18 protein-coding genes and 2 pseudogenes are annotated in these 22,214 nt (G+C 69.9%); 8 read left to right on the plus strand and 12 right to left on the minus strand.

What is annotated here, in order from left to right; genetic code table 11:
• Positions 1-28: 28 nt before the first annotated feature.
• Both QIT00_RS34530 and QIT00_RS34535 read right to left on the minus strand, forming a co-directional pair.
• Entirely contained in the window at positions 29-862 is an 834-nt protein-coding gene (locus tag QIT00_RS34530) for a PIG-L family deacetylase (RefSeq protein WP_282539442.1), read from the minus strand.
• Between the two features lie 266 nt (positions 863-1,128).
• Positions 1,129-1,890: a hypothetical protein gene (locus QIT00_RS34535; protein ID WP_282539443.1), complete on the minus strand. Its 762-nt coding sequence runs from the start codon at positions 1,888-1,890 to the stop codon at positions 1,129-1,131.
• A 131-nt stretch (positions 1,891-2,021) separates the two neighbouring features.
• Here QIT00_RS34535 and QIT00_RS34540 point away from each other — a divergent pair.
• The 4 genes and pseudogenes from QIT00_RS34540 to QIT00_RS34555 form a co-directional block, all read left to right on the plus strand.
• Positions 2,022-2,318, plus strand: a pseudogene (locus QIT00_RS34540) (toll/interleukin-1 receptor domain-containing protein); the annotation flags it as partial.
• 344 nt (positions 2,319-2,662) lie between these two features.
• Positions 2,663-3,139 carry a hypothetical protein gene (locus QIT00_RS34545; RefSeq protein ID WP_282539460.1) on the plus strand — a complete coding sequence of 159 codons (477 nt, stop codon included), beginning with the start codon at positions 2,663-2,665 and terminating at the stop codon, positions 3,137-3,139.
• A 191-nt stretch (positions 3,140-3,330) separates the two neighbouring features.
• Positions 3,331-3,828 (plus strand): WD40 repeat domain-containing protein, encoded by a 498-nt coding sequence (locus QIT00_RS34550; protein WP_282539444.1) that lies wholly within the window; start codon positions 3,331-3,333, stop codon positions 3,826-3,828.
• The gene (locus tag QIT00_RS34555; RefSeq protein WP_282539445.1) at positions 3,816-4,670 is read left to right on the plus strand and encodes a WD40 repeat domain-containing protein; all 855 of its coding nucleotides are present in this window, start codon (positions 3,816-3,818) and stop codon (positions 4,668-4,670) included. The genes QIT00_RS34550 and QIT00_RS34555 overlap by 13 nt, the downstream gene beginning before the upstream one ends.
• A 64-nt stretch (positions 4,671-4,734) precedes the next feature.
• On the opposite strand, the gene QIT00_RS34560 is transcribed toward QIT00_RS34555, so the two are convergent.
• Together QIT00_RS34560 and QIT00_RS34565 are read right to left on the minus strand one after the other, a co-directional pair.
• Entirely contained in the window at positions 4,735-6,327 is a 1,593-nt protein-coding gene (locus tag QIT00_RS34560) for an APC family permease (RefSeq protein ID WP_282539446.1), read from the minus strand.
• Complete coding sequence (locus tag QIT00_RS34565) at positions 6,324-7,793, minus strand: aldehyde dehydrogenase family protein (protein ID WP_282539447.1); 1,470 nt, start codon at positions 7,791-7,793, stop codon at positions 6,324-6,326. Before QIT00_RS34565 ends, QIT00_RS34560 begins: the two co-directional genes overlap by 4 nt.
• A 349-nt stretch (positions 7,794-8,142) precedes the next feature.
• Here QIT00_RS34565 and QIT00_RS34570 point away from each other — a divergent pair, with 349 nt between their 5' ends.
• The 4 genes from QIT00_RS34570 (at position 8,143) to QIT00_RS34585 (ending at position 12,654) form a co-directional block, all read left to right on the plus strand.
• Positions 8,143-8,415 (plus strand): hypothetical protein, encoded by a 273-nt coding sequence (locus tag QIT00_RS34570; protein ID WP_282539448.1) that lies wholly within the window; start codon positions 8,143-8,145, stop codon positions 8,413-8,415.
• 249 nt (positions 8,416-8,664) lie between these two features.
• On the plus strand, positions 8,665-9,951 hold the full coding sequence (locus QIT00_RS34575; protein ID WP_282539449.1) for an extracellular catalytic domain type 1 short-chain-length polyhydroxyalkanoate depolymerase: 1,287 nt from the start codon (positions 8,665-8,667) through the stop codon (positions 9,949-9,951).
• Positions 9,952-10,137: 186 nt separating this feature from the next.
• The gene (locus tag QIT00_RS34580; RefSeq protein ID WP_408909912.1) at positions 10,138-11,583 is read left to right on the plus strand and encodes a tannase/feruloyl esterase family alpha/beta hydrolase; all 1,446 of its coding nucleotides are present in this window, start codon (positions 10,138-10,140) and stop codon (positions 11,581-11,583) included.
• A 123-nt stretch (positions 11,584-11,706) separates the two neighbouring features.
• Positions 11,707-12,654 carry an NHL repeat-containing protein gene (locus QIT00_RS34585; protein WP_282539450.1) on the plus strand — a complete coding sequence of 316 codons (948 nt, stop codon included), beginning with the start codon at positions 11,707-11,709 and terminating at the stop codon, positions 12,652-12,654.
• Here QIT00_RS34585 and QIT00_RS34590 read toward each other — a convergent pair.
• The 8 genes and pseudogenes from QIT00_RS34590 to QIT00_RS34625 all read right to left on the minus strand — a co-directional run bounded on the left by QIT00_RS34590 (position 12,644) and on the right by QIT00_RS34625 (position 22,043).
• Positions 12,644-14,557 (minus strand): helix-turn-helix domain-containing protein, encoded by a 1,914-nt coding sequence (locus QIT00_RS34590; protein WP_282539451.1) that lies wholly within the window; start codon positions 14,555-14,557, stop codon positions 12,644-12,646. The genes QIT00_RS34585 and QIT00_RS34590 overlap by 11 nt on opposite strands.
• Positions 14,558-14,643: 86 nt before the next feature.
• The gene (locus QIT00_RS34595; RefSeq protein WP_282539452.1) at positions 14,644-16,005 is read right to left on the minus strand and encodes an MFS transporter; all 1,362 of its coding nucleotides are present in this window, start codon (positions 16,003-16,005) and stop codon (positions 14,644-14,646) included.
• 69 nt (positions 16,006-16,074) lie between these two features.
• Positions 16,075-17,253, minus strand: a complete 1,179-nt coding sequence (locus QIT00_RS34600; protein WP_282539453.1) for a thiolase family protein — start codon at positions 17,251-17,253, stop codon at positions 16,075-16,077.
• Positions 17,254-17,347: 94 nt separating this feature from the next.
• Positions 17,348-18,145 (minus strand): 3-hydroxybutyrate dehydrogenase, encoded by a 798-nt coding sequence (locus QIT00_RS34605; protein ID WP_282539454.1) that lies wholly within the window; start codon positions 18,143-18,145, stop codon positions 17,348-17,350.
• A 263-nt stretch (positions 18,146-18,408) separates the two neighbouring features.
• Positions 18,409-19,452: pseudogene (locus tag QIT00_RS34610) on the minus strand (extracellular catalytic domain type 1 short-chain-length polyhydroxyalkanoate depolymerase); the annotation flags it as partial.
• 238 nt (positions 19,453-19,690) lie between these two features.
• On the minus strand, positions 19,691-20,347 hold the full coding sequence (locus QIT00_RS34615) for a CoA transferase subunit B (protein WP_282539455.1): 657 nt from the start codon (positions 20,345-20,347) through the stop codon (positions 19,691-19,693).
• 1 nt (position 20,348) lies between these two features.
• Positions 20,349-21,131, minus strand: coding sequence for a CoA transferase subunit A (locus tag QIT00_RS34620; protein WP_282539456.1), 783 nt, complete (start codon positions 21,129-21,131; stop codon positions 20,349-20,351).
• A 222-nt stretch (positions 21,132-21,353) separates the two neighbouring features.
• Positions 21,354-22,043 carry a TetR/AcrR family transcriptional regulator gene (locus QIT00_RS34625; protein ID WP_282539457.1) on the minus strand — a complete coding sequence of 230 codons (690 nt, stop codon included), beginning with the start codon at positions 22,041-22,043 and terminating at the stop codon, positions 21,354-21,356.
• Between the last annotated feature and the right edge of the window lie 171 nt (positions 22,044-22,214).

Here is a 22,214-nt window from a genome sequence, read left to right on the forward strand (position 1 = left end):
GTCGGGGCGGCGAGATGTGAAGCCACGATCAGCGCAATCCGGCGAAGAGGTCGTTCTCGGGTACGGGTACGCCGGTGGCGTCCTTGACGCGTACGTAGGTCTCCATGCCCATCAACTCGCCGAACCTCTCCTTGCCCATCTTGAGGAAGAAGATGTTCTCGCCCTGACTGGCGTGCGCGGCCAGCGCGTCGAACTTCTGACCGCTGAACGCGGTGGTGTCCACCCACGTGGTGATCTCGTCGTCGGGGAGTCCCATTTCGGCCATCGCGGCGGCCTCGGCGGGATCCGGCTCCGGCATGTCCGGGTGGAACTCGCGCATGATCTCCCCGAACCGCTGCATCCCCGAACGGGGCATCGTCGACCAGTACACCTTCGGTGTCAGCTCGGTCATCTCCAGCGCGGCCATCGTGATGCGGTGGGCCTGGATGTGGTCGGGGTGGCCGTAGAAGCCGTTCTCGTCGTAGGTGACGACCACATCGGGCCGGTAGTGCCGCATGAGTTCCGCGAGTCGGGCGGCGCCTTGCTCCACGGGGGTCTGCCAGAAGGAGTCCGGGGCGTCGTTGCTCGGCCAGCCGATCATCCCGGAGTCGGCGTAGTCCAGCGTCTCCAGGTCGCTGACCTTCAGGACTTCGCAGCTCGCCTCGAGTTCTCGCCGACGCATCGAGGCGACGGCCGCCGGATCGTGCCCGGGATCGCCCGGCTTGACACCGCCCGGTCCGTCACCGCAACCGCCGTCGGTACAGGTCACCAGAACCGTGCGGATGCCCTCCGCCGCGTACCGGGCGAGGACTCCTCCGGTTCCGGTGGCCTCGTCGTCGGGGTGGGCGTGTACTGCCATGAGGGTCAAGGGGCGGTCAGTCATGAATCACAGTCCTCCTGCGGAAATACGTGTATGTCCGGGTGCGCGGCGGACGTACCGCGATCCCGGGGACCGGGTCCTCGTGGGGAGGGCGACCCTGTGGTCACTGTGCTCCCCGTCCGAGGCGCCGGTCCCTCGTGTCATGCAACCGTGCAGGCCCGGCCGGCTGTTCCCGGGTCGGCCGATCGACCTTCGACAAACTGGACGTTGAGGCCTGGGGCTCCCACTGAATCGCGCCGACTGAGAGGGGGTCACCGTCTCCGGGACAGTTACCGCGCGCCAGGACCGCTGCCGGCCGCGGGCATCGTGCCCCCCGCGGTTCTGCCGTCGGAGGGCCGGGGGGCGGGGACGTAACGGACGAGGGGCTCTGGTTCACGGACCCCGGCCAGGCGGGCGGAACCGATCGCGTAGTCGTGGATGGCGTGCTGCACCCGCTGGAGTTCGGCTCGGCAGGCGGCGTTGTCCGGCCAGGCGGATTCCGGGCTGTCGGGGTGCGCCCTTTCGAACTCCCGCAGCCGTGGGTGCCATTGGGACAGGAACGGCCTCAACTCCCGGTTCAGCATAGTGATCGCGAGATACTCGACCGTCTGCCCACCCGGGACCGGGGCGGAGGGGCGAGCGGCCTTCAACGTCTCCCGCGCTGTGCCGAACAGCCCGTACATCGACGTGAGCGCCTCCCGGACAACGCCCTCGTCGCCCACCAGTGGCTGCGTGGAGACCCGGGTCACGGTCTCGACGAACATGCGCCAGGCGACCTGGCGGGAGTCGTTGTTGACAGCGAAGGTGAGCTCGCTCAGCTGCGGGATCGAGACCTTCACCTCGGTGAGCTGGGCGAGCCGCCGGTACCACTGCACCGCGAGGACGGTCACAGCCCCGACCACGCCGCCCGTGACCACGAACAGGATGCGGCTGGTCACCTGCGTGAGGCTGAAGACTCCCAGCCCCGCGAGCGAGCCGACCGCCGTCGCCGCGACGATCCGGGCGATCAGGCCGCCGCTGCTCCGCCAACGACGTATCGATCGCCTGCACACGTGCGGGCACCCGTACGCTTTCGACACCGGACTCCTCACCGGCTCAACGGGCATGGTACGCATGGGAGTTGGCCCAGCGCGTCAGAGACGTCATGGGCACAGGGAAGGGATACGGGGATACGGGGGACGCCATGAGCGATGCCGTGGAAGAGGCCGAGGCGCGAGCCGCGGCGCCGGACAGCTTGACGCAGCGCGACGCCTTCATCTCGTACAGCCAGAGCAAGAACAAGCCGCTCGCGAAGCAGCTGCAGCGAGGGCTTGAGCGGCTGGCCGTCTCGCGCTTCCGACCCATGCGGATGAGCGTGTTCCGCGACGTCACCAGCCTGCCCGCGAACCACGACCTGTGGCAGTCGATCCAGCGTGAACTGGCATGCTCCCGCTACCTCATCCTGCTCGCCTCCCCAGAAGCCGCCGCCTCGCCCTGGGTGGCCAAGGAAGTCGACTACTGGCTGCGGGAGCGCGACACGGAGCACCTGCTCATCGCCGTGGCGAGCGGTGAGATCGAATGGGACGACGGGGCAGGCGACTTCGACTGGCGGAAGACCACGTGCCTCCCACGGAACTTGGCGGGCCACTTCACGTCCGTACCGCTCTGGGTGGACCTCCGTGAGATCGAGGGAAGCCACCGCTCCCTGCGCTACCCGCCGTTCCGCGCCGCGGTCGCCCCCCTGGCCGCGCCGTTGCACGGCCGTCCGAAGGAGGCGTTGGAGCACGACGACTTCAGGCAACTCCGCTCGTCAAACGGCTCAGCTGGTCGAGCGTCGCCCTGCTCGTGGCACTGCTCGTCCTCGCGGTCTACGGCTTCTTCGACGCCAGCAGGCAGCGCGACCAGGCCGTGGCGCAGGCCCGCATCTCCGCCTCGCAGGCGCTGGCCGCCCGCTCCGGGCAACTGCTCGCGACCAGTCCCAACCAGGCCGCGCAGTACGCCCTTTACGCCGAGGAGACCCGGTCCACCCCCGAGTCCCGGCGCGCCCTGGCCCAAGCCGTGGCCGCCGCGCCGTACGCCAAGCGGCGCCTGCGCGCGGATGTCGATTCAGTGACGGGACACGAGGGCGCGGGCAGGCCGGCCGCGACGGACGTCGTCCTCAGCGCGGACGGTTCGACCGCCGCGTACTCCTCCGTTTTCGATTCTGCCGAGGGCATTCGCCTCTACGACGTGCGCTCCGCCCGGCAGTTGCGCGTACTGCACGCCAGGGGCACACCCAGAGCGCTCAGCCGGGACGGCCGCGTCCTGGCCACGGAGGTCTAGCTCAACCGGGTCCCGGTGTGGGACACCCAGACCTGCAAGCTCCTCAACACCATGGCGGCAGGACACACCAAGGATCTGCCGAGGGCCGCGCACGGGCTCGGAGCCCTCGCCCTCTCGCCTGTGGGCGTAAGGAGTCCCGCGAGTTCCTGACGGAATCGGCGCGCTGGAAGGACGCCCAGGCCCTGCCAGGAATGACCGGCGACACCTCGGACCCCTGGAAGTACAACGAGGTCCTGCTCTTCGACGGTGCGCGCAAGGCCCTGGCCCGGACGTCGGAGCGCGCCGAGGTGTGGGACCTGGAACAGCGCCGCCGTACCGCCGGACGGCCCTTGGGCGTGCACCAGGACATGGCGGTCGCCGACGGCGAGGGGAACTTCGTGCTGGGCGGGCAGGACGGTGCGGTCCGCCTGTACGACTCCGCACTGAAGCCCGGCACGACACTGGGCCGGATGGCGCGGACGGCCGGCAGCCTCGCGATGTCGGCCGATGGCGCCCAGGTGGCCGTGGCCTCGTACGGGGGCGAGTTCACCCTCTTCACGACCGGAGCCAGGCGGGGCCTGGCAAATCCCCCTCGACAACACCGGCCGCCGGCTCGGCGGGATTCCGTACGCCAACCTGTCCGTGAACGTGTCGGACACGGCGTACGCGCTCAGCGGGAACAAAGCGGTACGTCGGCATGCAGAGCGTGACGCGCGGCCTGGGGAAGGAGGGCGGGCGGTTCACCATCTGGGACCTGCGGAGCGGGAAACGGGCGGACTGCGGTGTGGACATCGACGGCGTCTACGACGATCTGATCCGCCCGGCCGTCCACTTCCTCCCGGGCGACCGGTACGTGGTCGGCCTCTGGAACGGCTCCGTGGACGTGCTCGACACCCGCACCTGCACCCGCAGCGCGGTGCTGCCTGAACCCGAGGACGGCTCCCTCTCCCTCGCCCTGAGCGGGGACCGCGGAACCCTGGTCGTCCTCGACCGGAGCGGCAACGACGTCGACACCTGGCGCTGGGACGGCGACCGGGCCTTCGAGCACGCCGCCCACACCACCCTGCCGCAAGAGGCCGAGCCCATCGGCATCAGCGTCGACCACGAGGGGAACCAGGCGGCCTTCTCCGACCTGGAGAGCCATGCGTACGTCGTACGCCTCGATTCCGGGCAGCGTGTGCGTGCCACCGGGAACCTGCCACGCGACACCCATGACGTGGCCTTGAGCCGGGACGGCAGTCTGCTGATACAGGGGTTCAGCACCCGGACCGACCGGGGGGTGCGCATCCTGGACGCGGCCACGGGCGACCAGCTCGACGTGTGGCACACGGACCCACCGGCCGCCTCCGCGAAGCCGGAAGCCCCCATGCAGGTGGTGCCCGGCCCCGCCGACGACATCCTCACCCTCGGCCCGGACCGCAAGGTCGTCCGCCGCACCGTCGGCGTGGAGGCATGGCGAGACCTGCTGTGCGGCCTGGTCAGCCAGCCCCTGCCCGCCCGAGAACGAGACCGCTACCTGAAGGGCCTGAACGTGGAGGCGCCTTGCCGCTGAGGGCGCGATGCGGATGGCATCGCAGGTGCCGGCTGGAGCGAAGACACAGGCTGGTGTCGACTCGTCAGGGATTGCCGGGGGGCGGCGAGGTCGGTGAGGTCGGTGGGGGCGGTGGCTGGAAGCGGTGCTCGGCGAGTACGCCTGTCTTATGGCGCTGCACGAACCAGTAGTAGGCGAAGCCGCCGAGCGCGACGATGCCGATGAACAGGAACGCGCCCCACCGCAGATACCAGTGCTGCGGTCCGGTCGCGTTGTACACCTCGGCGCGCGGCCAGGCCAGGTTCAGGGCCATGGCCGTGCCCCAGAGCACGGCGAGGATGTTGATGGGCAGGCCGAACCTGCCGAGCGAGAACTTCCCCTGGGCGGGCTGCCATTGGCCGCGCAGCCGCTTGATCAGCATGGGCACGGTGACCATCAGGTAGGCCACGTAGATCATGATGATCGCGATGCTGGTGATGACCGAGAAGATCTGCGGCTGGTTGATGTTGATCACCAGGATGACGACACCGACCACACCGATCAGCACGGCGGGGATCACCGGCGTCTGGAAGCGGGGACTGACGCGGGCGAGCACGGAACCGGCCGGCAGGTTGTTGTCCCGGGCCATCGCGAACATCAGCCGGATGCCGGCGGCGTGCACGGCCAGGACGCAGACGGTGATGGCGATGACGACGCACCACAGGAAGATCTCACCGATGGTCGAACCGAGCGTCTCCAGAACCACGTACTGCAGACCGCCCGTGGACAACTCCTTGGCCTGAAGGTCCGGGACGGCGAGCAGAGCGAAGAGCAGGATGAAGCCGCCGATGAGGAACGACGCGATGAGGGCGCGCAGGATCGCGCGGGGCGCGTTGCGGCTCGGGTCGTGGGACTCCTCACCGAGGGACGACGCCGTGTCGAAGCCGTACATCACGTAGGCGGAGGCCAGCGAGGCGGTGAGGAACGCTCCGAGGTACCCGAGGTTCTGGCCGCTGCCGAGGCCGTACGTCTCCGTCAGCGCGGTGTTGGGGCCGCGGGTGATGTGGGCTGCGAGGAAGATGATCAGCGCGACGGCGGCGATGAGTTCGATGAAGACGCCCGCCGAGTTGATCCGGGCCATGAGCTGCACACCGAAGGCGTTGACGAGGGTGGAGAAGAGGATGAGCACGGTGCCGAGCAGGACGGCGTTGGCCGCCGCGTCGGTCTCGCCGGTGCCGTCACCGACGAACTGGAACCAGTCGGAGATCTGCGGCAGCGTGATCTGGTAGGCGAGCGCCACGGCGGACAGGGTCACCATGGTGGCCGTCGTCATCATCCAGCCGCCGAGCCAGCCGACGTGCGGGCCGCCCAGGCTCTTGGCCCAGTTGTAGACGGACCCCGCGACCGGGTAGCGGGCGGCCAGCTCGCAGAAGCACAGGGCCACCATCAACTGGCCCAGAAAGACCATCGGCCACGACCACCAGTACGCGGGGCCGCCGAAGGTGACGCCGAAGAAGAACAGCTGGAAGGTGCCGGTCAGGATCGAGATGTAGCTGACCCCGGCGGCAAAGGTGTGGAAGTTGCCCAGCGTCCGCTTGAGTTCCGGGCGGTAGCCGAGCTCGCCGAGGGCGTCGTCGTCGTGCTCACCCTGGCTCCTGCTGGGCACGGGGTCGGGGCCGGAACCGGTGTCCGTACTCATTCGAACCACCTCTGCGGAGTCGGGGCGAGATTGCGCCAGACGTGCTTGGCCTCCTGGTACTCGGCCAGGCCCGCCGGGCCCAGCTCGCGACCGAAGCCTGACTGCTTCATTCCGCCCCATTCCGCCTGCGGCACGTACGGATGGAAGTCGTTGATCCATACGGTTCCCGCGCGCAGCCGGTTCGCCACCCGCTGGGCCTTGCCGATGTCCTGCGACCAGACGGCACCCGCGAGTCCGTAGACCGTGCCGTTGGCGAGCGTGAGCGCCTCCTCCTCGTCCCGGAACCGCTCGACGGTGAGCACCGGGCCGAAGGACTCGTCGGCGACCACGGACATGCTGGGCGTGCACTCGTCCAGGACCGTCGGCAGGTAGTAGTAGCCGTCCCGCAGTGCCGGATCGTCGGGGCGGGTGCCGCCGCAGCGCAGCACCGCACCCTCGGCGAGGCCGGCCGCCACGTACGCCTCGACCTTGTCCCGGTGCGCGGCGGAGATCAGCGGGCCGGTGCGGGCGTGCTCGTCGAAGGGGCCGCCGAGCGGGATCCGCCGGGCGCGCTCGACCACCGCGTCGACGAACGCGTCATGGAGGTCGTCCTGGACCAGGAGCCGCGCCCCGGCCGAGCAGACCTGCCCCGAGTGCAGGAAGATCGCCATCAGGGCGTAGTCGACGGCCGCTTCGAAGTCGGCGTCTGCGAAGACGATGTTGGGGTTCTTGCCGCCGAGTTCAAGGGCGACCTTCTTCACGGTGGGGGCCGCGGCGGCCATGATGCGGCGACCGGTGACGAGCCCGCCGGTGAACGACACCAGGTCGACCCGGCGGTCCTCGCTGAGCGGCGCGCCCGCGGTGGGGCCCGCGCCGAGGATCAGGTTGGCGGCCCCGTCCGGCAGCCCCGCCTCGGCGAGCAGCCGCATCAGGATGATCGCGGTGTGCGGGGTCAGCTCGCTGGGCTTCAGGACGAACGTGTTGCCCGCGCCGAGCGCCGGGGCGACCTTCCAGGCGGTCTGCAGCAGCGGGTAGTTCCACGGGGTGATCAGCGAGCACACCCCGACCGGCTCGTGCACCACCCGGCTGTCCACCTCTGGGCTGCCGGCGTCGACGATCCGGTCGCTGCCGCCCGCCGCCGTCAGGTTGCCGAAGTAGCGGAAGCAGTTGGCGATGTCGTCCATGTCGTACTCGCTCTCCACGAGCCGCTTCCCGGTGTCCAGGGATTCGGCGCGGGCGAGCGCGTCCTTGTCGCGTTCGAGCAGGTCGGCGACGCGCAGCAGCAGTCGGCCGCGTTCGGCGGCCGGGGTGTCGGGCCACGGGCCGTGGTCGAACGCCTCGCGTGCGGCGGCGATCGCCGCGGCGGCGTCCTTCGGTCCGGCCTCGTCGACGGTCGCGACCAGGGTGTTGTCGGCGGGACAGCGGATCTCCCGCACCTGCCCGTCCACTGCAGTGGTCCACTGACCGCCGATGAACAGCTCCGGCATGGCGTCCCTCCGGTTCGGATGCGCGGAGACGATCCGACTGAAATCGGCCGGGTCGACTCCGTGTTCACCCGTCGGCGGAACGTGCTCCGTCTCCAGACGATAGGGAGGGTGGGCCTTCGGCGCATCACGGAAGCCACCGCTCAGGGGCGGCTGGGCACGGAGAGCGGGCGCAGAGGTGATGCCCTTCGGCCCAGCAGCAGGGGACTTTCGTCACCGGCATCCCCCTTATTTCGCTCTTAGGTTTGGGGGTCTGCGGCAACCCCCAACAGGACGTCGTCCGGATGGACGGCTGCCCCTGAGCAGGTTTCCCGCCGCCGCTACCGCACAGCGCTTGAGAGAGATCCTTCCTATGCCCGACCGCCTTGACACCGACTCCCTGCGCCCGCGCTTCGAGATGGTGGTGAACCGCTACGGGGCGACCCTGGGTACGCGCCCCAGTTCCCAGGCGCGCCGCCTGAACATCATCGAGACTCGCTCGGCCTCCACCGTGGACCGGGCGATCAAGGTGGCGGGCGAGCTCGCCCGGGAGCACAACATGATCATCCGCTACCAACTCGCCCGCCGGGCGAACGGAATGACGTACTACCCCTGCGTCAGGGCCCGGAAGGCACCTCAACGCTGACGGCCCGCGCTTCGGGCCCCACCAGCCGCACTCGTTCCGCCCACTGCCTTAGCAGATCGTGAAAAGAGGCGGCAAGGGTGCTGAACCGGTCAGGTTCCCCCTCGGTTGTAGCTGCCCGAACCATGTCGGGAGCCCCGCCGCGGCTCTTACGGTGACCGGCATCTCGGTACCGGCCGCCCGTAGGGACGGCGGGGCTGAGGCCGCGGAACCAGAAGGGGCCCGCGCCGCCTACAGACGGGGGAAGGCCGCATGCCGCCGTACGGATCGCCAGCACAGCCCAGCAGAAGTACCGGACCCAGCAGGCACCGCAGAGGCCGAGGACGGCTGCCCGTGCTCGGGTCGCTCGTCTTCGCCGCCGTACTGGCCGCGATCGCGGCGCTGTTCGCTCCGGTCTCCCGGGCCGACGCGGCTCCCGCACTGGAACCGGTTGCGAACTTCGGTGCCAACCCTGGCGCGTTGAACATGTACGTCTACAAACCCGCCTCGCTGCCCGACAACGCGCCGGTCGTGGTGGCGCTGCACGGCTGCAAGCAGAACGCGCAGATCTACGCGGACAACGCCGGGCTGACCAAGTTCGCCGACCGGAACCAGTTCATGCTGGTCTTCGCCGAGCAGACGCAGTCCAACAACTGGGACAAGTGCTTCAACTGGTTCCAGCCCACCGACAACAAGCGCGGCCAGGGCGAAGCGGCCTCGATCCGGCAGATGGTCGCGCACGCCGACCAGTCCCTCGGGGCCGACGGGTCACGCGCCTACGTGACGGGTCTGTCCGCCGGCGGCGTCATGACCTCCGTGATGCTCTCCACCTACCCCGAGGTGTTCAAGGCGGGCGCGGTCGTCGCCGGGATCCCCTACGGCTGCACCGACGGCAACAGCCCGTTCACCTGCATGAACCCTGGTGTGGACGGCACTCCCGAGGAGTGGGCGAAGCGCGTACGCGACGCGCACCCGGGCTACCAGGGCCCGTGGCCGCGTATGGCCATCTGGGCGGCCGACAACGACACCAAGGTGGTGCCGAAGAACGCCGATGAACTGCGCGACCAGTGGACCGCGCTGCACGGCCTCGACCAGGAGCCGGACAAGTCCGACACCCTCCCTCCGAACGACACCCGCCGGGATCAGTACCTCGCCCAGGACGGCAGCGTGGCCGTCGAGGTGAACAAGGTGCCCGTGATCGGCCACGGCCTCCCAGTGGATCCGGGCAGCGGTGAGCAGCAGTGCGGTACCGCGACGACATACTTCTTCGACTCGATCTGCTCCAGCTACTGGATCACCGGCTTCTTCGGCCTCTCCGAAGGCAGCCCCGGCCCGGACCCGACCCCCACCCCGAGCCAGAGCACGACCCCGCCCGCCGCGGCCTGCTTCACGGCGAACAACTACGAGCAGGTCAAGGCCGGCCGGGCCACCACCTCCGGCGGCTACGTCTACGCCAAGGGCTCCGAGCAGGAGATGGGGCTCTACAACACCGCCACCACCCACACACTGAAGGAATCGCCGACCGGCTACTTCACGATCTCCGACGACCGCTGCCCCTGACCCGAGGCATCGCATGACGGTACTTGTCCTACGCCACCGGCCACGCCGACGAACGGGCGTTGCCGGTGGACGGAGGCCGCCGTCCTGAACCGAGAGCTCCGTCGCGTCCCGGACCAGTCGACACCTTCCGTACCGCCGATCGTTCACCGCCGATCGTTCACCACCGACCGACCAGGGGAGAAGCCCATGCGTCCGAGAGCCGGCGTCACCGTGCTGGCCAGTGTCCTGCTGGTGGCCGCGAGTTCCGCGAGTTCCGCGAGTTCCGCGAGTTCCGCGAGTTCCGCGAGTTCCGCGAGTTCCGTGGGTTCCGCGAGTTCCGCGAGTTCTGCTCCCGCCGGGCAGTCGGCGAGCCATGCGGGTACCTGTGCGGGCCAACGCGACGTCCGGGTGCCGGGCGCGCGTCATCAGACCTCTGCCTGTCTGCCGGATCTGACCACGTCCGCGCTCACCGGCACCCGCTACACCGACCGGTCGGACTGGATATCCCTTCAGGCCAAGGACTCGAAGAACCCCTCAGGCGTGCCGGGCGTCCAGGTGGACGGCTACTTCCCCGACACCTCGCGCCTGAACGCCACGCACGGCTGGAACCACGACTCCCAGTTCGTGATCCGGCTGCCCGAGAACTGGAACGGCGGCCTGATCGTCACCGGTGCCCCCGGGGTGCGCAAGCAGTACTCCCTCGACTCCCTCATCTCCGACTGGGTCCTGGCCCAGGGCTACGCGTTCGCCGCCACCGACAAGGGCAACAGCGGGCCGGACTTCTACACCGACGGGACCCGGCCCGGCGACGCGATCGTGGAGTGGAACCGGCGCACCACGCAGCTCACCAGGGCCGCGAAGTCCGTGGTCGCGCAGGCCTACGGCAAGGCCCCGCGCCGCACCTACATGACCGGCATCTCCAACGGCGGCTACCTGACCCGCTGGCAGTTGGAGAACCACCCCGAGCTGTACGACGGCGGAGTGGACTGGGAAGGCACCCTGTGGACCGCCCGGGGAGCCAACATTCTGCGCCAACTGCCCACCGCTGTGGCCCGGCAGGAGGGTGAGGCCACGGACGACGACATGTACCGCGTGGGCTACGCGCGCGGCAGCGAGTTCCTGTGGCCCTACCACGAGAAGGCCTACTGGGGCTTCACGCAGAAGACGTACCGAGCCGAGCTCGACCCCGGCTACGACCGTGCCTGCCCGGGACCCTCCGCAGGCACGACGCCCGAGGAGATTCTGGCGCCCTGCGCCTCGGACGCCGCGTACGACTACGCGGACCGGCCAGCGTCCGTGCACCGGGCCGTGGAGCGGATCGCGCTGACGGGCCGGATCGGCAGGCCGATGCTCACCCTGCACGGAGACCTGGACGCACTGCTCCCGATCGCCACCGACTCCGACGTGTACGCGGACATTGTCGCCGAGAAGAACCGGGACCGGCTGCACCGCTACTACACAGTCGAGGACGGCACCCACGTGGACAGCCTCTACGACACACACCCGGAACGGCTGCGGCCCATGCTGCCCTGCTATCGGAGCGCCCTCGGCGCACTCACCGCCTGGGTCGAGCACGGCGACGCCCCGCCCGCCGGCGGCACCGTCGAACGTCCCGCCACCGGCGATGTGGTGAACACCTGCTCCCTGGACTGACCGGTGGCCGTGCCCGTACCCGCTGATCCGGCCGCGAGGAGGCCCGACATGACTGGCTCGACCGGCTCAACTGGTTCGACCGGCTCAACTGGTTCGACCGGCTCAACTGGTTCGACTGGTTCCGTGACACGTCGAACGGTGCTGCGGGCGGGCGCCACCGCCACCGCTCTGCTCACTCCACTGGGTCCGGCCGCCCACGCGGTGGACCGTGGCAGCCCCTGGCCGACCACCCTCCCGCTGCCCGACGGCTTCCAGCCGGAGGGCATCGCCATCGGCGCCGCTCCGTACGCGTACTTCGGGTCGCTGTCCGGCGGAGACATCTACCGCAGCGAGCTCGCCACCGGCCGCGGCCGTGTCATCAGCACCGGACCCGGCGCCGGGCACCAGTCCGTCGGGCTCAAGCTCGACAGCCGTGAGCGGTTGTTCATCGCCGGCGGTTACGGGCGCGAGGTCCGTGTGGTCGACGTACGCGACGGTCGGCCCTTGCGGGCCTGGCCGGTGGGCGACAGCACCACGATGGCCAACGACCTCGTCCTCACACCGCACGCGGCCTACGTCACCGACTCCTCCAACCCATGCCTCTTCGTGCTGCCGCTCGGCCCGAACGGGGAGCTGCCGGGTGAGCCCCGCACGTTGCCGTTGAGCGGCGAATGGGTGCAGCACCCGGACGGCGGGGCCACCGGTTACGGCATCGAACGCACCCCGGACGGACAGGCGTTGCTGGTCGTCAACGCGTGGGCCGGCGCGCTGTTCCGGGTCGATCCGGCCACGGGCCACGCACGCCGGGTGCCGCACACGGGCCCCGCCCTGGTCAACGGCGACGGGCTGCTGCTGCTCGGGCGCACGCTGTACGTCGTGCAACAGGCGCAGAACGCCGTCGACGTGCTGCGGATCGACGAGGGCGGAACCCGCGCCGAGGCCGTAGCCCGGATCACCGACGCACGCTTCAGGATCCCCACGACCGCGGCTGCCTACGGGCGGCGCGTCTATCTGCCCAACGCGCGTTTCGACGTCCAGCCGACGCCTTCCACCGCGTACGAGGCAGTAGCCGTACGAGCCGTCAGCCCGTAGGCCGTACGGGAACGATCTGGTGCAGGCGCAGGGCCAGTCGCAGTTCGAGGGTGTGCTCGGGTGCCTGCCAGTCGTCGCCGAGGAGGCGGGCGATCCGGTCGAGACGCTGGATCACGGTGTTGACGTGGACGTGCAGGGCTTCCCTGGCCTTGGTCGGGCTCATGCCGCTGGCGAAGTAGACCTGGAGGGTGTGCACCAGGTCGCTGCCGCGCTGGGCGTCGTAGTCGAGGACCGGGCCGAGCGTGCGTCGTACGTAGGCGTGCAGGTCCGCGTCCTGGCCGAGGAGCATGCCGACGAAGCCGAGGTCGGGCAGGGCGCTGCCGACTCCGGTGTGGCCCAGGGCGCGCAGCGACGACAGGCATCGCAGCGCGTCCGTGTGGGTCCGGGCGATGGCGGCCGCCCCTCCGGCGGGGCCCGCGGCGCCGACGGTGACCGGCGCGCCGATCTCGTGGCCGAGTTCCTTGGCCAGGTCCTGGGCGCAGTCGCTGGGGGCGGCGCTGGGCAGGAGCAGCACGACATGGTCGTGATGGACACCGGCCAGGCCGCGGCGGGCGCGGGCGCTGCGCCGGGCCGCCTGGTGGACGAGCTGGCGCAGCGCGGGATCCGCGTGGGTGACGAAGACCGAGTGCGGCCGGTTGAGGTCGAGGTGGAGGCGCCGGGCCCGGTCGCTGAGGGCGGCGGGGTTCCCCGACGCGGACAGCAGGTCGCCGAGGAGTTCGCCCCGTACCTGGTCCTCTGCCTCGGTGACCGAGTGGCGCAGGAGGAGCAGCAGGGCGGTGACGACGGCCGCCCGTTCGAAGATCCGGCGGTCGGCCTCGCCGAGGTCGGCGCGGCCGGTCAGCACGATGTGGCCGAGCAGTTCGGGGCCGGCGAGGACGGCACAGACCCACGTGCCGTTCAGGGGTACGGCGCGGCCGCTGGAGCGGGACGCCGCGATGGCCTGCGTCGGCGGTGGCTGTGCCTCGGTGTCGACGCGGGCGAGCTCGGTGCCTTCCGCGTCGTGGATGAGGGTGCCGCCGTGCAGCAGGGCGCCGATCTCGGTGGCGACCTCGGTGAAGTCGCCGCCGCGCAGGACGAGTTCGGTGAGCCGGTCGTGTGCCTCTTCCGCGCGGTGGAGTGCCTGGCTGTGTTCCTGGATGGTCTGCGAGGCGGTGTTCAGGTCGACCAGGGCGGCCCGCGTCTCCTCGATCATCCGCGCGCTGTCGATGGCGATGGCGGCGTGGTCGGCGAGCGAGGAGAGCAGCGCCACCTCCTCGGGGCTGAAGTCGCGCGGTGCGCGGTCGGCCGCGTAGAGGACCCCGATGACCTTGGTGCCCTGGCGCAGTGGGACTCCCAGAATGGCCCGCAACCCCTCGTCCACCACCGCGCTGTCGATGGGACGGGTGTGCTGGAAGCGGGGGTCGTCCTGGTAGTCGCCGGTCACGTACGGGTGGGCGGTCTGCGCGACGAGTCCGCCGAGGCCCTCGCCCATGCCGAGGCGCACCTGCTGGAAGGCGGCGGAGATGGAGCCGTCGGTGACCCGCATGTAGGTGTCGCCCGCGGTGTCGTCGTTCAGCGACAGATAGGCCAGATCGGTGCGGAGCAGCAGCCGCGCGCGGTGCACGATGGCCCGCAGCACCGCGTCGAGGTCGTGCAGCGCGGCGAGGTCGCTCGCGGTGTCGAACAGTGCGGTCAGTTCGTCCTCGCGCCGCCGGTGCTGGCTCAGGGTGCGGCGGATCCGCAGCGCCGTGCCGGTGGCGTCCTCGATCGCCGTGACCTCCCGGTCGGTGGCGCCGCCCGCGCGGGCCTCGGCCGCGGGCCGCGCGAGGTGCTCGGCCGGTGCGCCCTGGGCGAGCAGGTCGAGCAGCGCGCGGAGCGCGGTCCACGCGGCGTCGCTGCCGGCGGATGCTGAGGAGCGAGGCATACGACGGTCACCTCCAGGGGTGGCTGCCCGCTGTGCCTCCCCCTCGGCGGCACAGCGGGCAGTCGTACGGTGGGCCGTTGGGCCGGTCAGTGGGTGGGCGCCGACGCGGAGTCCGTCGACCGGCCCGGCACTGCGCTGCTGCCGCTGAGACTGCGGCCGCGGGTCTCCCTGGCCACGAGAACGGCCACCGTGGTGATGAGGACAGTGGCGCACAGGTAGAGAGCGACCGGCGTCGAGGAGCCGTAGTCCTTGAGGAGCTCGACGGCGATGATCGGGGCGAGCGCGCCGCCGATGATGGACGCCAGCTGGGACCCCATCGAGGCGCCGGAGTAGCGGACCTTGGTGTCGAACATCTCCGAGATGAACGCCGCCTGCGGCCCGTACATCGCACCGTGGAAGAGGAGCCCGATCGTGACCGCGAGGGTGATGACGGTGAACGACTCGGAGTCGACCATCCCGAAGAAGACGAACGCCCACACGGCCATGCCGACCGAGCCGACCAGGGTGACCGGCCGGCGTCCGACACGGTCCGAGAGAGCACCCCAGGCCGGGATGGTCACGAAGTGCACGACGGACGCGATCAGCACGGCGTTCAGAGCGGTGCTCTTGGGCAGCTCCAGGTGCACGGTGACGTAGACGAGCAGGAACGCGGTGAGGATGTAGTACGAGACGTTCTCGCCGAACCGGGTGCCGATCGCGGTCAGCACGCCGCGCCAGTTGTGCCGGAACACCTCGACGACCGGGGCCTTCTCCTTGACGCCCTCCTGCGCGGCCTGCGCCTCGGCCTTGGCCTGGGCCTCCAGGAACACCGGCGACTCCGACACCGACACGCGTATCCACAGCCCGATGACGACGAGGAGACCGGACAGCAGGAAGGGGACGCGCCAGCCCCAGGCCAGGAAGGTCTGCTCCGACTGCACCGCGGCGAGCAACGCGAGCACACCGGTGGCCAGCAGGTTGCCTCCCGGCGCTCCGGCCTGCGGCCACGAGGCCCAGAAGCCGCGGTGCTTGTCGCCGCCGTGCTCGGAGACGATGAGCACCGCGCCGCCCCACTCGCCGCCGAGGGCGAAGCCCTGGATCAGCCGCAGCAGGGTGAGCAGGATGGGCGCGCCGACGCCGATGCTGGCGTGGGTGGGCAGCAGGCCCATGGCGAACGTGGAGCCGCCCATCAGGACCAGACTCAGCACCAGGAGCTTCTTGCGCCCGATCTTGTCGCCGAAGTGCCCGAAGACGACACCGCCAAGGGGACGGGCGGCGAAGCCGATGGCGTACGTGAGGAAGGCGAGCAGCGTTCCGACGAGCGGGTCGCTGGCCGGAAAGAAGAGCGTGTTGAAGACCAGGGCGGCGGCCGAGCCGTAGAGGAAGAAGTCGTACCACTCGATGGTGGTGCCGATCAGGCTCGCGCTGACGATACGGCCGATACCACCGCGGGCGGGTTGTTGGGACATGCCTTGATCACCGTTCTCTCATGACGGACCGGAAAATCTCTTGTGGCGGACCGGAAGGCCCAGCGGGACTCAGACCCTGCGGAAGAGCGCGGCGAGGGCCTGGCCGCCGCCGATGCACAGGGTGGCGACGCCGAGTTCGAGGTCGCGGCGGACGAGATCCTTGGCGACGCGCAGGGCGAGGACGGCCCCGGTCGCGCCGACCGGGTGGCCGAGCGCGATGGCTCCGCCGTAGGGGTTCGTCCTGGCCGGATCGAGCGCGGCGTCCCGGATGACGGCGACGGCCTGGGCGGCGAACGCCTCGTTCAGCTCGACGATGCCGATGTCGCCGGGACGGGTCCCCGTCTGTGCGAACAGCTTCCGCAGCGCGAGGACCGGCGCGTAACCCATCAGATGCGGCTCCATGGCCGCCGTCGCCACTGCTTCCACGCTCACCAGGCCCGACAGGCCCTTCTCGGCAGCCACCGACTCGCGGGCGAGTACGAGTGCGGCGGCGCCGTCGTTGATGCCGGAGGAGTTGCCGGCCGTGACGGAGCCTCCTTCCTCGAAGGCCGCCGGCAGCTTGCCGAGGCTCTGCACCGTGGTGTCGGGCCGAGGGTGTTCGTCCTGCCCGACGACGACCGGCTTACGGCCGCCCACCTCGACGGCGACGATCTCCTCGGCGAAGGCGGTGCGCGCCTGGCTGGTGGCGGCGCGGCGCTGGCTCTCGGCCGCGAACTCGTCCTGCTGCTCGCGGCTGACGCCGTAGCGGCTCGCCACGTTCTCGGCGGTGACGCCCATGGGCACCTGGCTGAACGGGTCGGTCAGCAGACCGACGGTGCCGTCGACGAGGGTGCGGTCGCCCAGGCGGTACCCGTCGCGTGCGCCGAAGTCGAGGAACGGCATGCGGGACATGTTCTCGTCGCCGCCGGCCACCATCACGTCGGCGCCGCCCCAGCGCATCTGCATCGCGGCCGACCAGACGGCCTGCAGCCCGCTGCCGCAGAGCCGGTTGACGGTGTAGGCGGCAGTGGCCTTGTCCAGTCCTGCCGCCAGGGCCACCCGGCGCGCGTTGTACGCGTCCGGTCCGACCTGCCCGATGCAGCCCATGACGACTTCGTCGACGTCCGCGCCGTCGACACGGGCGCGGGCGAGCGCCTCGCGTACGGCGGTGGCGCCGAGTTCGTGGGCAGGTACGGCTTTGAGGGACTTCCCGAAGCTGCCGATGGGGGTTCTTGCCCCGTCGACGATGACGATCTTCTCTGCGTTCATCAGGGTGCTCATTTCGGCCGGGTCGGTCGTGAGCCGCCGGTCCTGTCGGCTCGGGTGGGTCAGCTCGGTGTCGGTGCGCCCTCGGGTGCTCGGCTCAGCTGGCGGTCCAGCCGCCGTCCACCGGCAGGGAAGCGCCGGTGATGAAGGAGGAGTGCGGGCCGCACAGCCACAACGCCGCGGCGGCGACCTCCGCCGGCTCGATCAGCCGCTTGGCCGCGGAGCGCCGCAGGAAGACATCGCCGACCACTTCGTCCTCGCTGATGCCGTGTGCCGACGCCTGGTCGGCGATCTGCGCCTCCACCAGCGGTGTGCGTACGTAGGCGGGGTTGAGGCAGTTGCTCGTCACCCCGTGCTCGGCTCCCTCCAGGGCGGTGACCTTGCTCAGGCCTTCCAGGGCGTGCTTGGCGGCGACGTAGGCGGACTTGAAGGGGCTGGCCCGCAGTCCGTGGACGCTGGAGACGTTCACTACGCGGCCCCAGCCGCGCTCGTACATGTGCGGGAGGGTCTGGCGCAGCAGCAGGAATGGTGCGGTGACCATGACCTTCTGGATCAGGTCGAAGCGTTCCGGCGGGAAGTCCTGGAGCGGGGCGATGTGCTGCAGCCCGGCGTTGTTGACGAGGATGTCGACGTTCCTGGGCAGGGCCTGGACGGCGTCGGGCTCGGAGAGGTCGGCCGGGTGGGCTTCGCCGCCGATGTCCTCGGCCACGGCCTTCGCCGCGTCCGCGTTCAGGTCCACCACCAGAACCCGGGCCCCGGCGCCGGCCAGAGCCACCGCGCAGGCCCTGCCGATCCCGCTCGCGGCGCCGGTCACCATCGCTGTCCGGCCCGTCAGGTCCACCGGAACGTCGCTGTGGGGCGAGCCGGCGGCAGAGGGTGTGTATGTGCTCGTCATGGCCGGAAACGTAGGGGCACAGGCCGGGACTGTTCTATGTGTGGAGCCCCTATACCCGGAATCGTTCCTGTGGGCTCACACCACAAGATGGTGGCTGGCCCTTCAGAACGGCCCGTCTCCCACCCGACGCAATCCGGACATGCCGGCGCAGGGGCCCCGGGTGGGTGCCCCTGCGCAGGCGGGTGGACGGAGCGTCCAGGTGAGGGACGCGGACCGTCAACGGAGACGGAGTGACGCGATTCCGGTCACTTGCCCTGGTCGGCCAGGCCGAAGAATTCGGTGATCCAGTGGCTGGAGCAGATGGAGTCGAGGAAGTGTTCACCGGCGGTGCCGCACTGCTGCTCCCCGCTGCCCGGGTCCACCGGGAGGCCGTGGCCGATGCCGGGGACCTTGTTCACCTCGACCGCGACGTTCCCGTCCTTGGTCAGGTACTGGTCCCGGGGAGTGTTGTTGGGACCGATGGTGTCGGACTTGTCCGGCTTCTGGTCGAGGCCGTGCACCGCGGTCCACTGGTCCCGCAGTTCATCGGCGTTCTTCGGCACCACCTTGGTGTCGTTGTCCCCGTGCCAGACGGCCATGCGCGGCCACGGGCCCTCGTACCCGGGGTGTGCGTCCCGCACATGCTTGGCCCATTCCTCGGGGGTCTGGTCCACGCCGGGGCTCATGCAGGTGAACGGGCTGTTGCCGTCGGTGCAGCCGTAGGGGATTCCGGCGACGACCGCACCGGCCTTGAACACCTCGGGGTACGTGGAGAGCATGACCGAGGTCATGACGCCGCCGGCGGACAGGCCCGTCGCGTAGGCGCGCGACCCGTCGGCCCCGAGGGACTGGTCGGCGTGCGCGACCATCTGCCGGATCGAGGCCGCTTCGCCCTGGCCGCGCTTGTTGTCGGTGGGCTGGAACCAGTTGAAGCACTTGTTGCCGTTGTTGGACGAGTTCGTCTCCGGGAAGACGACCATGAACTTGTTCCGGTCCGCGAGTGTGGTCAGCCCGGAGTTGTCCGCGTAGGTCTGCGCGTCCTGGGTGCAGCCGTGCAGGGCCACCACCACCGGCGCGTTGTCGGGCAGCGAGGCGGGCTTGTAGGCGTACATGTTCAACTCGCCCGGATTGGCCCCGAAGTCGGAGACCTTCTCCAGGGTGACTGCGGCGTCCGCCTGCGAGGCGGGCGCGAACAGGGCGGCGATCGCGGCCAGCGCGGCGGCGACGACGAGTGATCCCAGTACGGGAGCCCGTCGACGCCTTCTGCGGTGTCTGCTGATCGGTGCGGTGGGCTCTGGCGATGGCAGTGGCGGTCCGTACGACGGCACGGGGCCTCCCCTCGATAGGCGACGCGGGACCGTCCCGGTCCCGCGACCCCAGTCCGCCACCCACATGGGTGCCTGGAGACTGAGGTGCCGATCACCGTAGGAGCGTGCGAGGGGGCCCTGAAATGGTCCTCAGGGCCACAACCCGTCCGGACACTGGCCAGCTCCATACCCTTGACCCTGTTCGAGCCGGGCTGTTAGGAGCGCCGGGGGCGAGTGCCGCCACCGCATTCGCCGTTTCTCATGCGGCGACCACCGCCACCTCCCGGGCCACCGCCACCTCGGATGCCGTGGCCGCGCGCACCTCGTCCACGCTCACGCCCGGCGCCAACTCCCGTAGCACGAAACCCTCCGGAGTGATGTCCAGGACCGCGAGATCGGTGATCACCCGCTGGACCACGCCCCAACCCGTCAGCGGCAGAGTGCACTCCTCGACCAGCTTGGGCGACCCGTCCCTCGCGGTGTGCTCCATCAGCACGATGACGCGACGCGCACCATGAACGAGGTCCATCGCCCCGCCCATGCCCTTCACCATCTTGCCGGGGATCAGCCAGTTCGCCAGGTCCCCGAAGGCGGACACCTGCATGGCGCCGAGGACCGCCACATCGACATGACCGCCGCGGATCATGCCGAAGGACAGCGCGGAATCGAAGAACGAGGCACCGCCGACCGTCGTCACGGTCTCCTTGCCCGCATTGATGAGGTCGGCGGACACACCGTCGTCATCCGGGTACGGGCCCACTCCCAGAATCCCGTTCTCCGAGTGCAACACCACCTCCACGCCGTCCGGAACGTGGTTGGGGATCAGCGTGGGAAGGCCGATGCCCAGATTCACGTACGAGCCGTCGGACAGCTCACGCGCGGCCCGAGCCGCCATCTGCTCACGGTTCAACGCCATGTCACACACCGACTTCCTGACGCGCCCGCACGGTGCGCCGCTCGATTCGCTTCTGCGCTGCGGGGTCGCTCGCGGCGATCGGCACCACGCGCTGCACGAAGATCCCCGGCAGATGTACCTGGTCCGGATCGAGGTCGCCCGGTTCGACCAGTTCCTCCACCTCGGCCACCGCGATCCGGCCGGCCATGGCAACCAGAGGGTTGAAGTTCCGCGCCGAGGAATGGAATACGAGGTTGCCGTGCCGGTCTCCTGCCGCGGCACGCACCAGCGCGAAGTCCGTGGTGATCGCCTCTTCCAGGAGGTACTCACGGCCGCCGAAGGCCTTGGTCTCCTTGGGCGGCGAGGCGACCGCCACCGTGCCGTCGGGCCGATAGCGCCAGGGCAGCCCGCCTTCGGCGATCGACGTGCCCACTCCGGCGGGGGTGTAGAACCCGGGAATCCCGGCCCCACCCGCGCGCAGCCGCTCCGCCAGGGTGCCCTGGGGCACCAACTCCACTTCCAGCTCGCCCTCGAGGTACTGCCGGGCGAACTCCTTGTTCTCTCCCACGTACGAGCTGGTCACCCGCGCGATACGGGACTCTCGCAGCAGCAGGCCGAGCCCCCAGTCGTCGACCCCGCAGTTGTTGGAGACCACCCGCAGCCCCCTCACCGCACGTTCGAGCACGGCGTGGATCAGCACGCCGGGGATGCCGCACAGCCCGAAACCACCCACGGCGAGCGATGCTCCGTCCGGGATGTCCCCCACGGCGTCGGCCGCGTCAACGACCACCTTGTCCATTCCCACCAGCAAACCTCCTGGACCACCCGGGCAGTCGGCGCCCCCGGCCCACAGCCAGGCGGTACGACGCCGAATTGACGGTGTGACTCTAGGAACCCCGTCCGGTGCGGAGCGATGGTGTCCCGGAACATAACCTCGCGGGCGCATATGTAAGAGCAAACTGCTGAAGGCTCCGCCATCGCGCCGCGTCGAGCAGCTCTGCGAGGCTGGTCCGTATGGTCGCCAGGCCTACAACGGCCGCTGTCCGTCCTCGACGAGGCGCCGCAGCGCGGGAAGCAGCGCGTCGAGGTCCTGTCCCGTTCTGAACGCCACGACGGTGGAGCCTTGTTGGTCCTCGCCCGAGCGGGCGTCGGGTGTGGGAAACAGTCTGAGCACCTCGCGCATCGCCTCGTCGACTTCGGCGACAGGGTCGGCGGACTCTCCTCTGAGCCAACGGCGCAGCACGTGGTTGTGGGCGGCGGCGACGGACGCCGCCATGAGCTCGGCCCTCAGGGACGCCGCCTCCGTGGGGTCGCCCATCCAGTCCGCGATGAACTCCCGGAACAGCCGCTGGTACCGCGCCACGCTGGCGATCTCCCGGTCCCGCAGCGTGGCCACTTTGCTGGTCAGGGCGTACCGCCTGCGCGCGAGCTCGCCTTCGTCGATGTAGTGCAGCAGCACCAGTCGGACAGCGTCCGAGACGGCGACCAGGGCCGTGCTGTGACTTGAGGTCGCCAGGCGGTCCCTGATCAGTTCGAGCAGCCGATCGTGGTCAGGGAAGATCACCGCTTCCTTGGACCGGTAGTGACGGAAGAACGTGGTGCGCCCAAGCCCGGCCCGCTCGGCGATGTCATCGACGGTCGTCTGCTCGTAACCCCGCTCGTCGAACAGGGCGAACGCCGCGTCCGCGAGCCTGATCGCTGCCGAAGGTCTGCTCATGGTCGGACATCCTTTCCCGCCCCGGCGGTCGAAGGCCACTTGCCTTCATCAACGGTACTGAGTACCGTCTCAAAGGTATCCAGTACTGTGCCGTGTACGCCTCGACTTGCCTACGCAGCGACCCCATGACCCCTTCTGACAGGTCAACGGAGTGGAAAACCAGTGACTGCA

The sequence above is a fragment of the Streptomyces luteolus genome (assembly GCF_029968015.1).
Classification (GTDB): domain Bacteria; phylum Actinomycetota; class Actinomycetes; order Streptomycetales; family Streptomycetaceae; genus Streptomyces; species Streptomyces luteolus.

Bases quoted from the DNA above. Each gene is read 5' to 3' on its own strand.
- QIT00_RS34530 (WP_282539442.1), bottom strand. From the start codon at position 862: ATGACTGACCGCCCCTTGACCCTCATGGCAGTACACGCCCACCCCGAC.
- QIT00_RS34550 (WP_282539444.1), top strand. From the start codon at position 3,331: ATGACCGGCGACACCTCGGACCCCTGGAAGTACAACGAGGTCCTGCTC.
- QIT00_RS34555 (WP_282539445.1), top strand. From the start codon at position 3,816: ATGCAGAGCGTGACGCGCGGCCTGGGGAAGGAGGGCGGGCGGTTCACC.
- QIT00_RS34560 (WP_282539446.1), bottom strand. From the start codon at position 6,327: ATGAGTACGGACACCGGTTCCGGCCCCGACCCCGTGCCCAGCAGGAGC.
- QIT00_RS34565 (WP_282539447.1), bottom strand. From the start codon at position 7,793: ATGCCGGAGCTGTTCATCGGCGGTCAGTGGACCACTGCAGTGGACGGG.
- QIT00_RS34570 (WP_282539448.1), top strand. From the start codon at position 8,143: ATGCCCGACCGCCTTGACACCGACTCCCTGCGCCCGCGCTTCGAGATG.
- QIT00_RS34575 (WP_282539449.1), top strand. From the start codon at position 8,665: ATGCCGCCGTACGGATCGCCAGCACAGCCCAGCAGAAGTACCGGACCC.
- QIT00_RS34580 (WP_408909912.1), top strand. From the start codon at position 10,138: ATGCGTCCGAGAGCCGGCGTCACCGTGCTGGCCAGTGTCCTGCTGGTG.
- QIT00_RS34590 (WP_282539451.1), bottom strand. From the start codon at position 14,557: ATGCCTCGCTCCTCAGCATCCGCCGGCAGCGACGCCGCGTGGACCGCG.
- QIT00_RS34595 (WP_282539452.1), bottom strand. From the start codon at position 16,005: ATGTCCCAACAACCCGCCCGCGGTGGTATCGGCCGTATCGTCAGCGCG.
- QIT00_RS34600 (WP_282539453.1), bottom strand. From the start codon at position 17,253: ATGAACGCAGAGAAGATCGTCATCGTCGACGGGGCAAGAACCCCCATC.
- QIT00_RS34605 (WP_282539454.1), bottom strand. From the start codon at position 18,145: ATGACGAGCACATACACACCCTCTGCCGCCGGCTCGCCCCACAGCGAC.
- QIT00_RS34615 (WP_282539455.1), bottom strand. From the start codon at position 20,347: ATGGCGTTGAACCGTGAGCAGATGGCGGCTCGGGCCGCGCGTGAGCTG.
- QIT00_RS34625 (WP_282539457.1), bottom strand. From the start codon at position 22,043: ATGAGCAGACCTTCGGCAGCGATCAGGCTCGCGGACGCGGCGTTCGCC.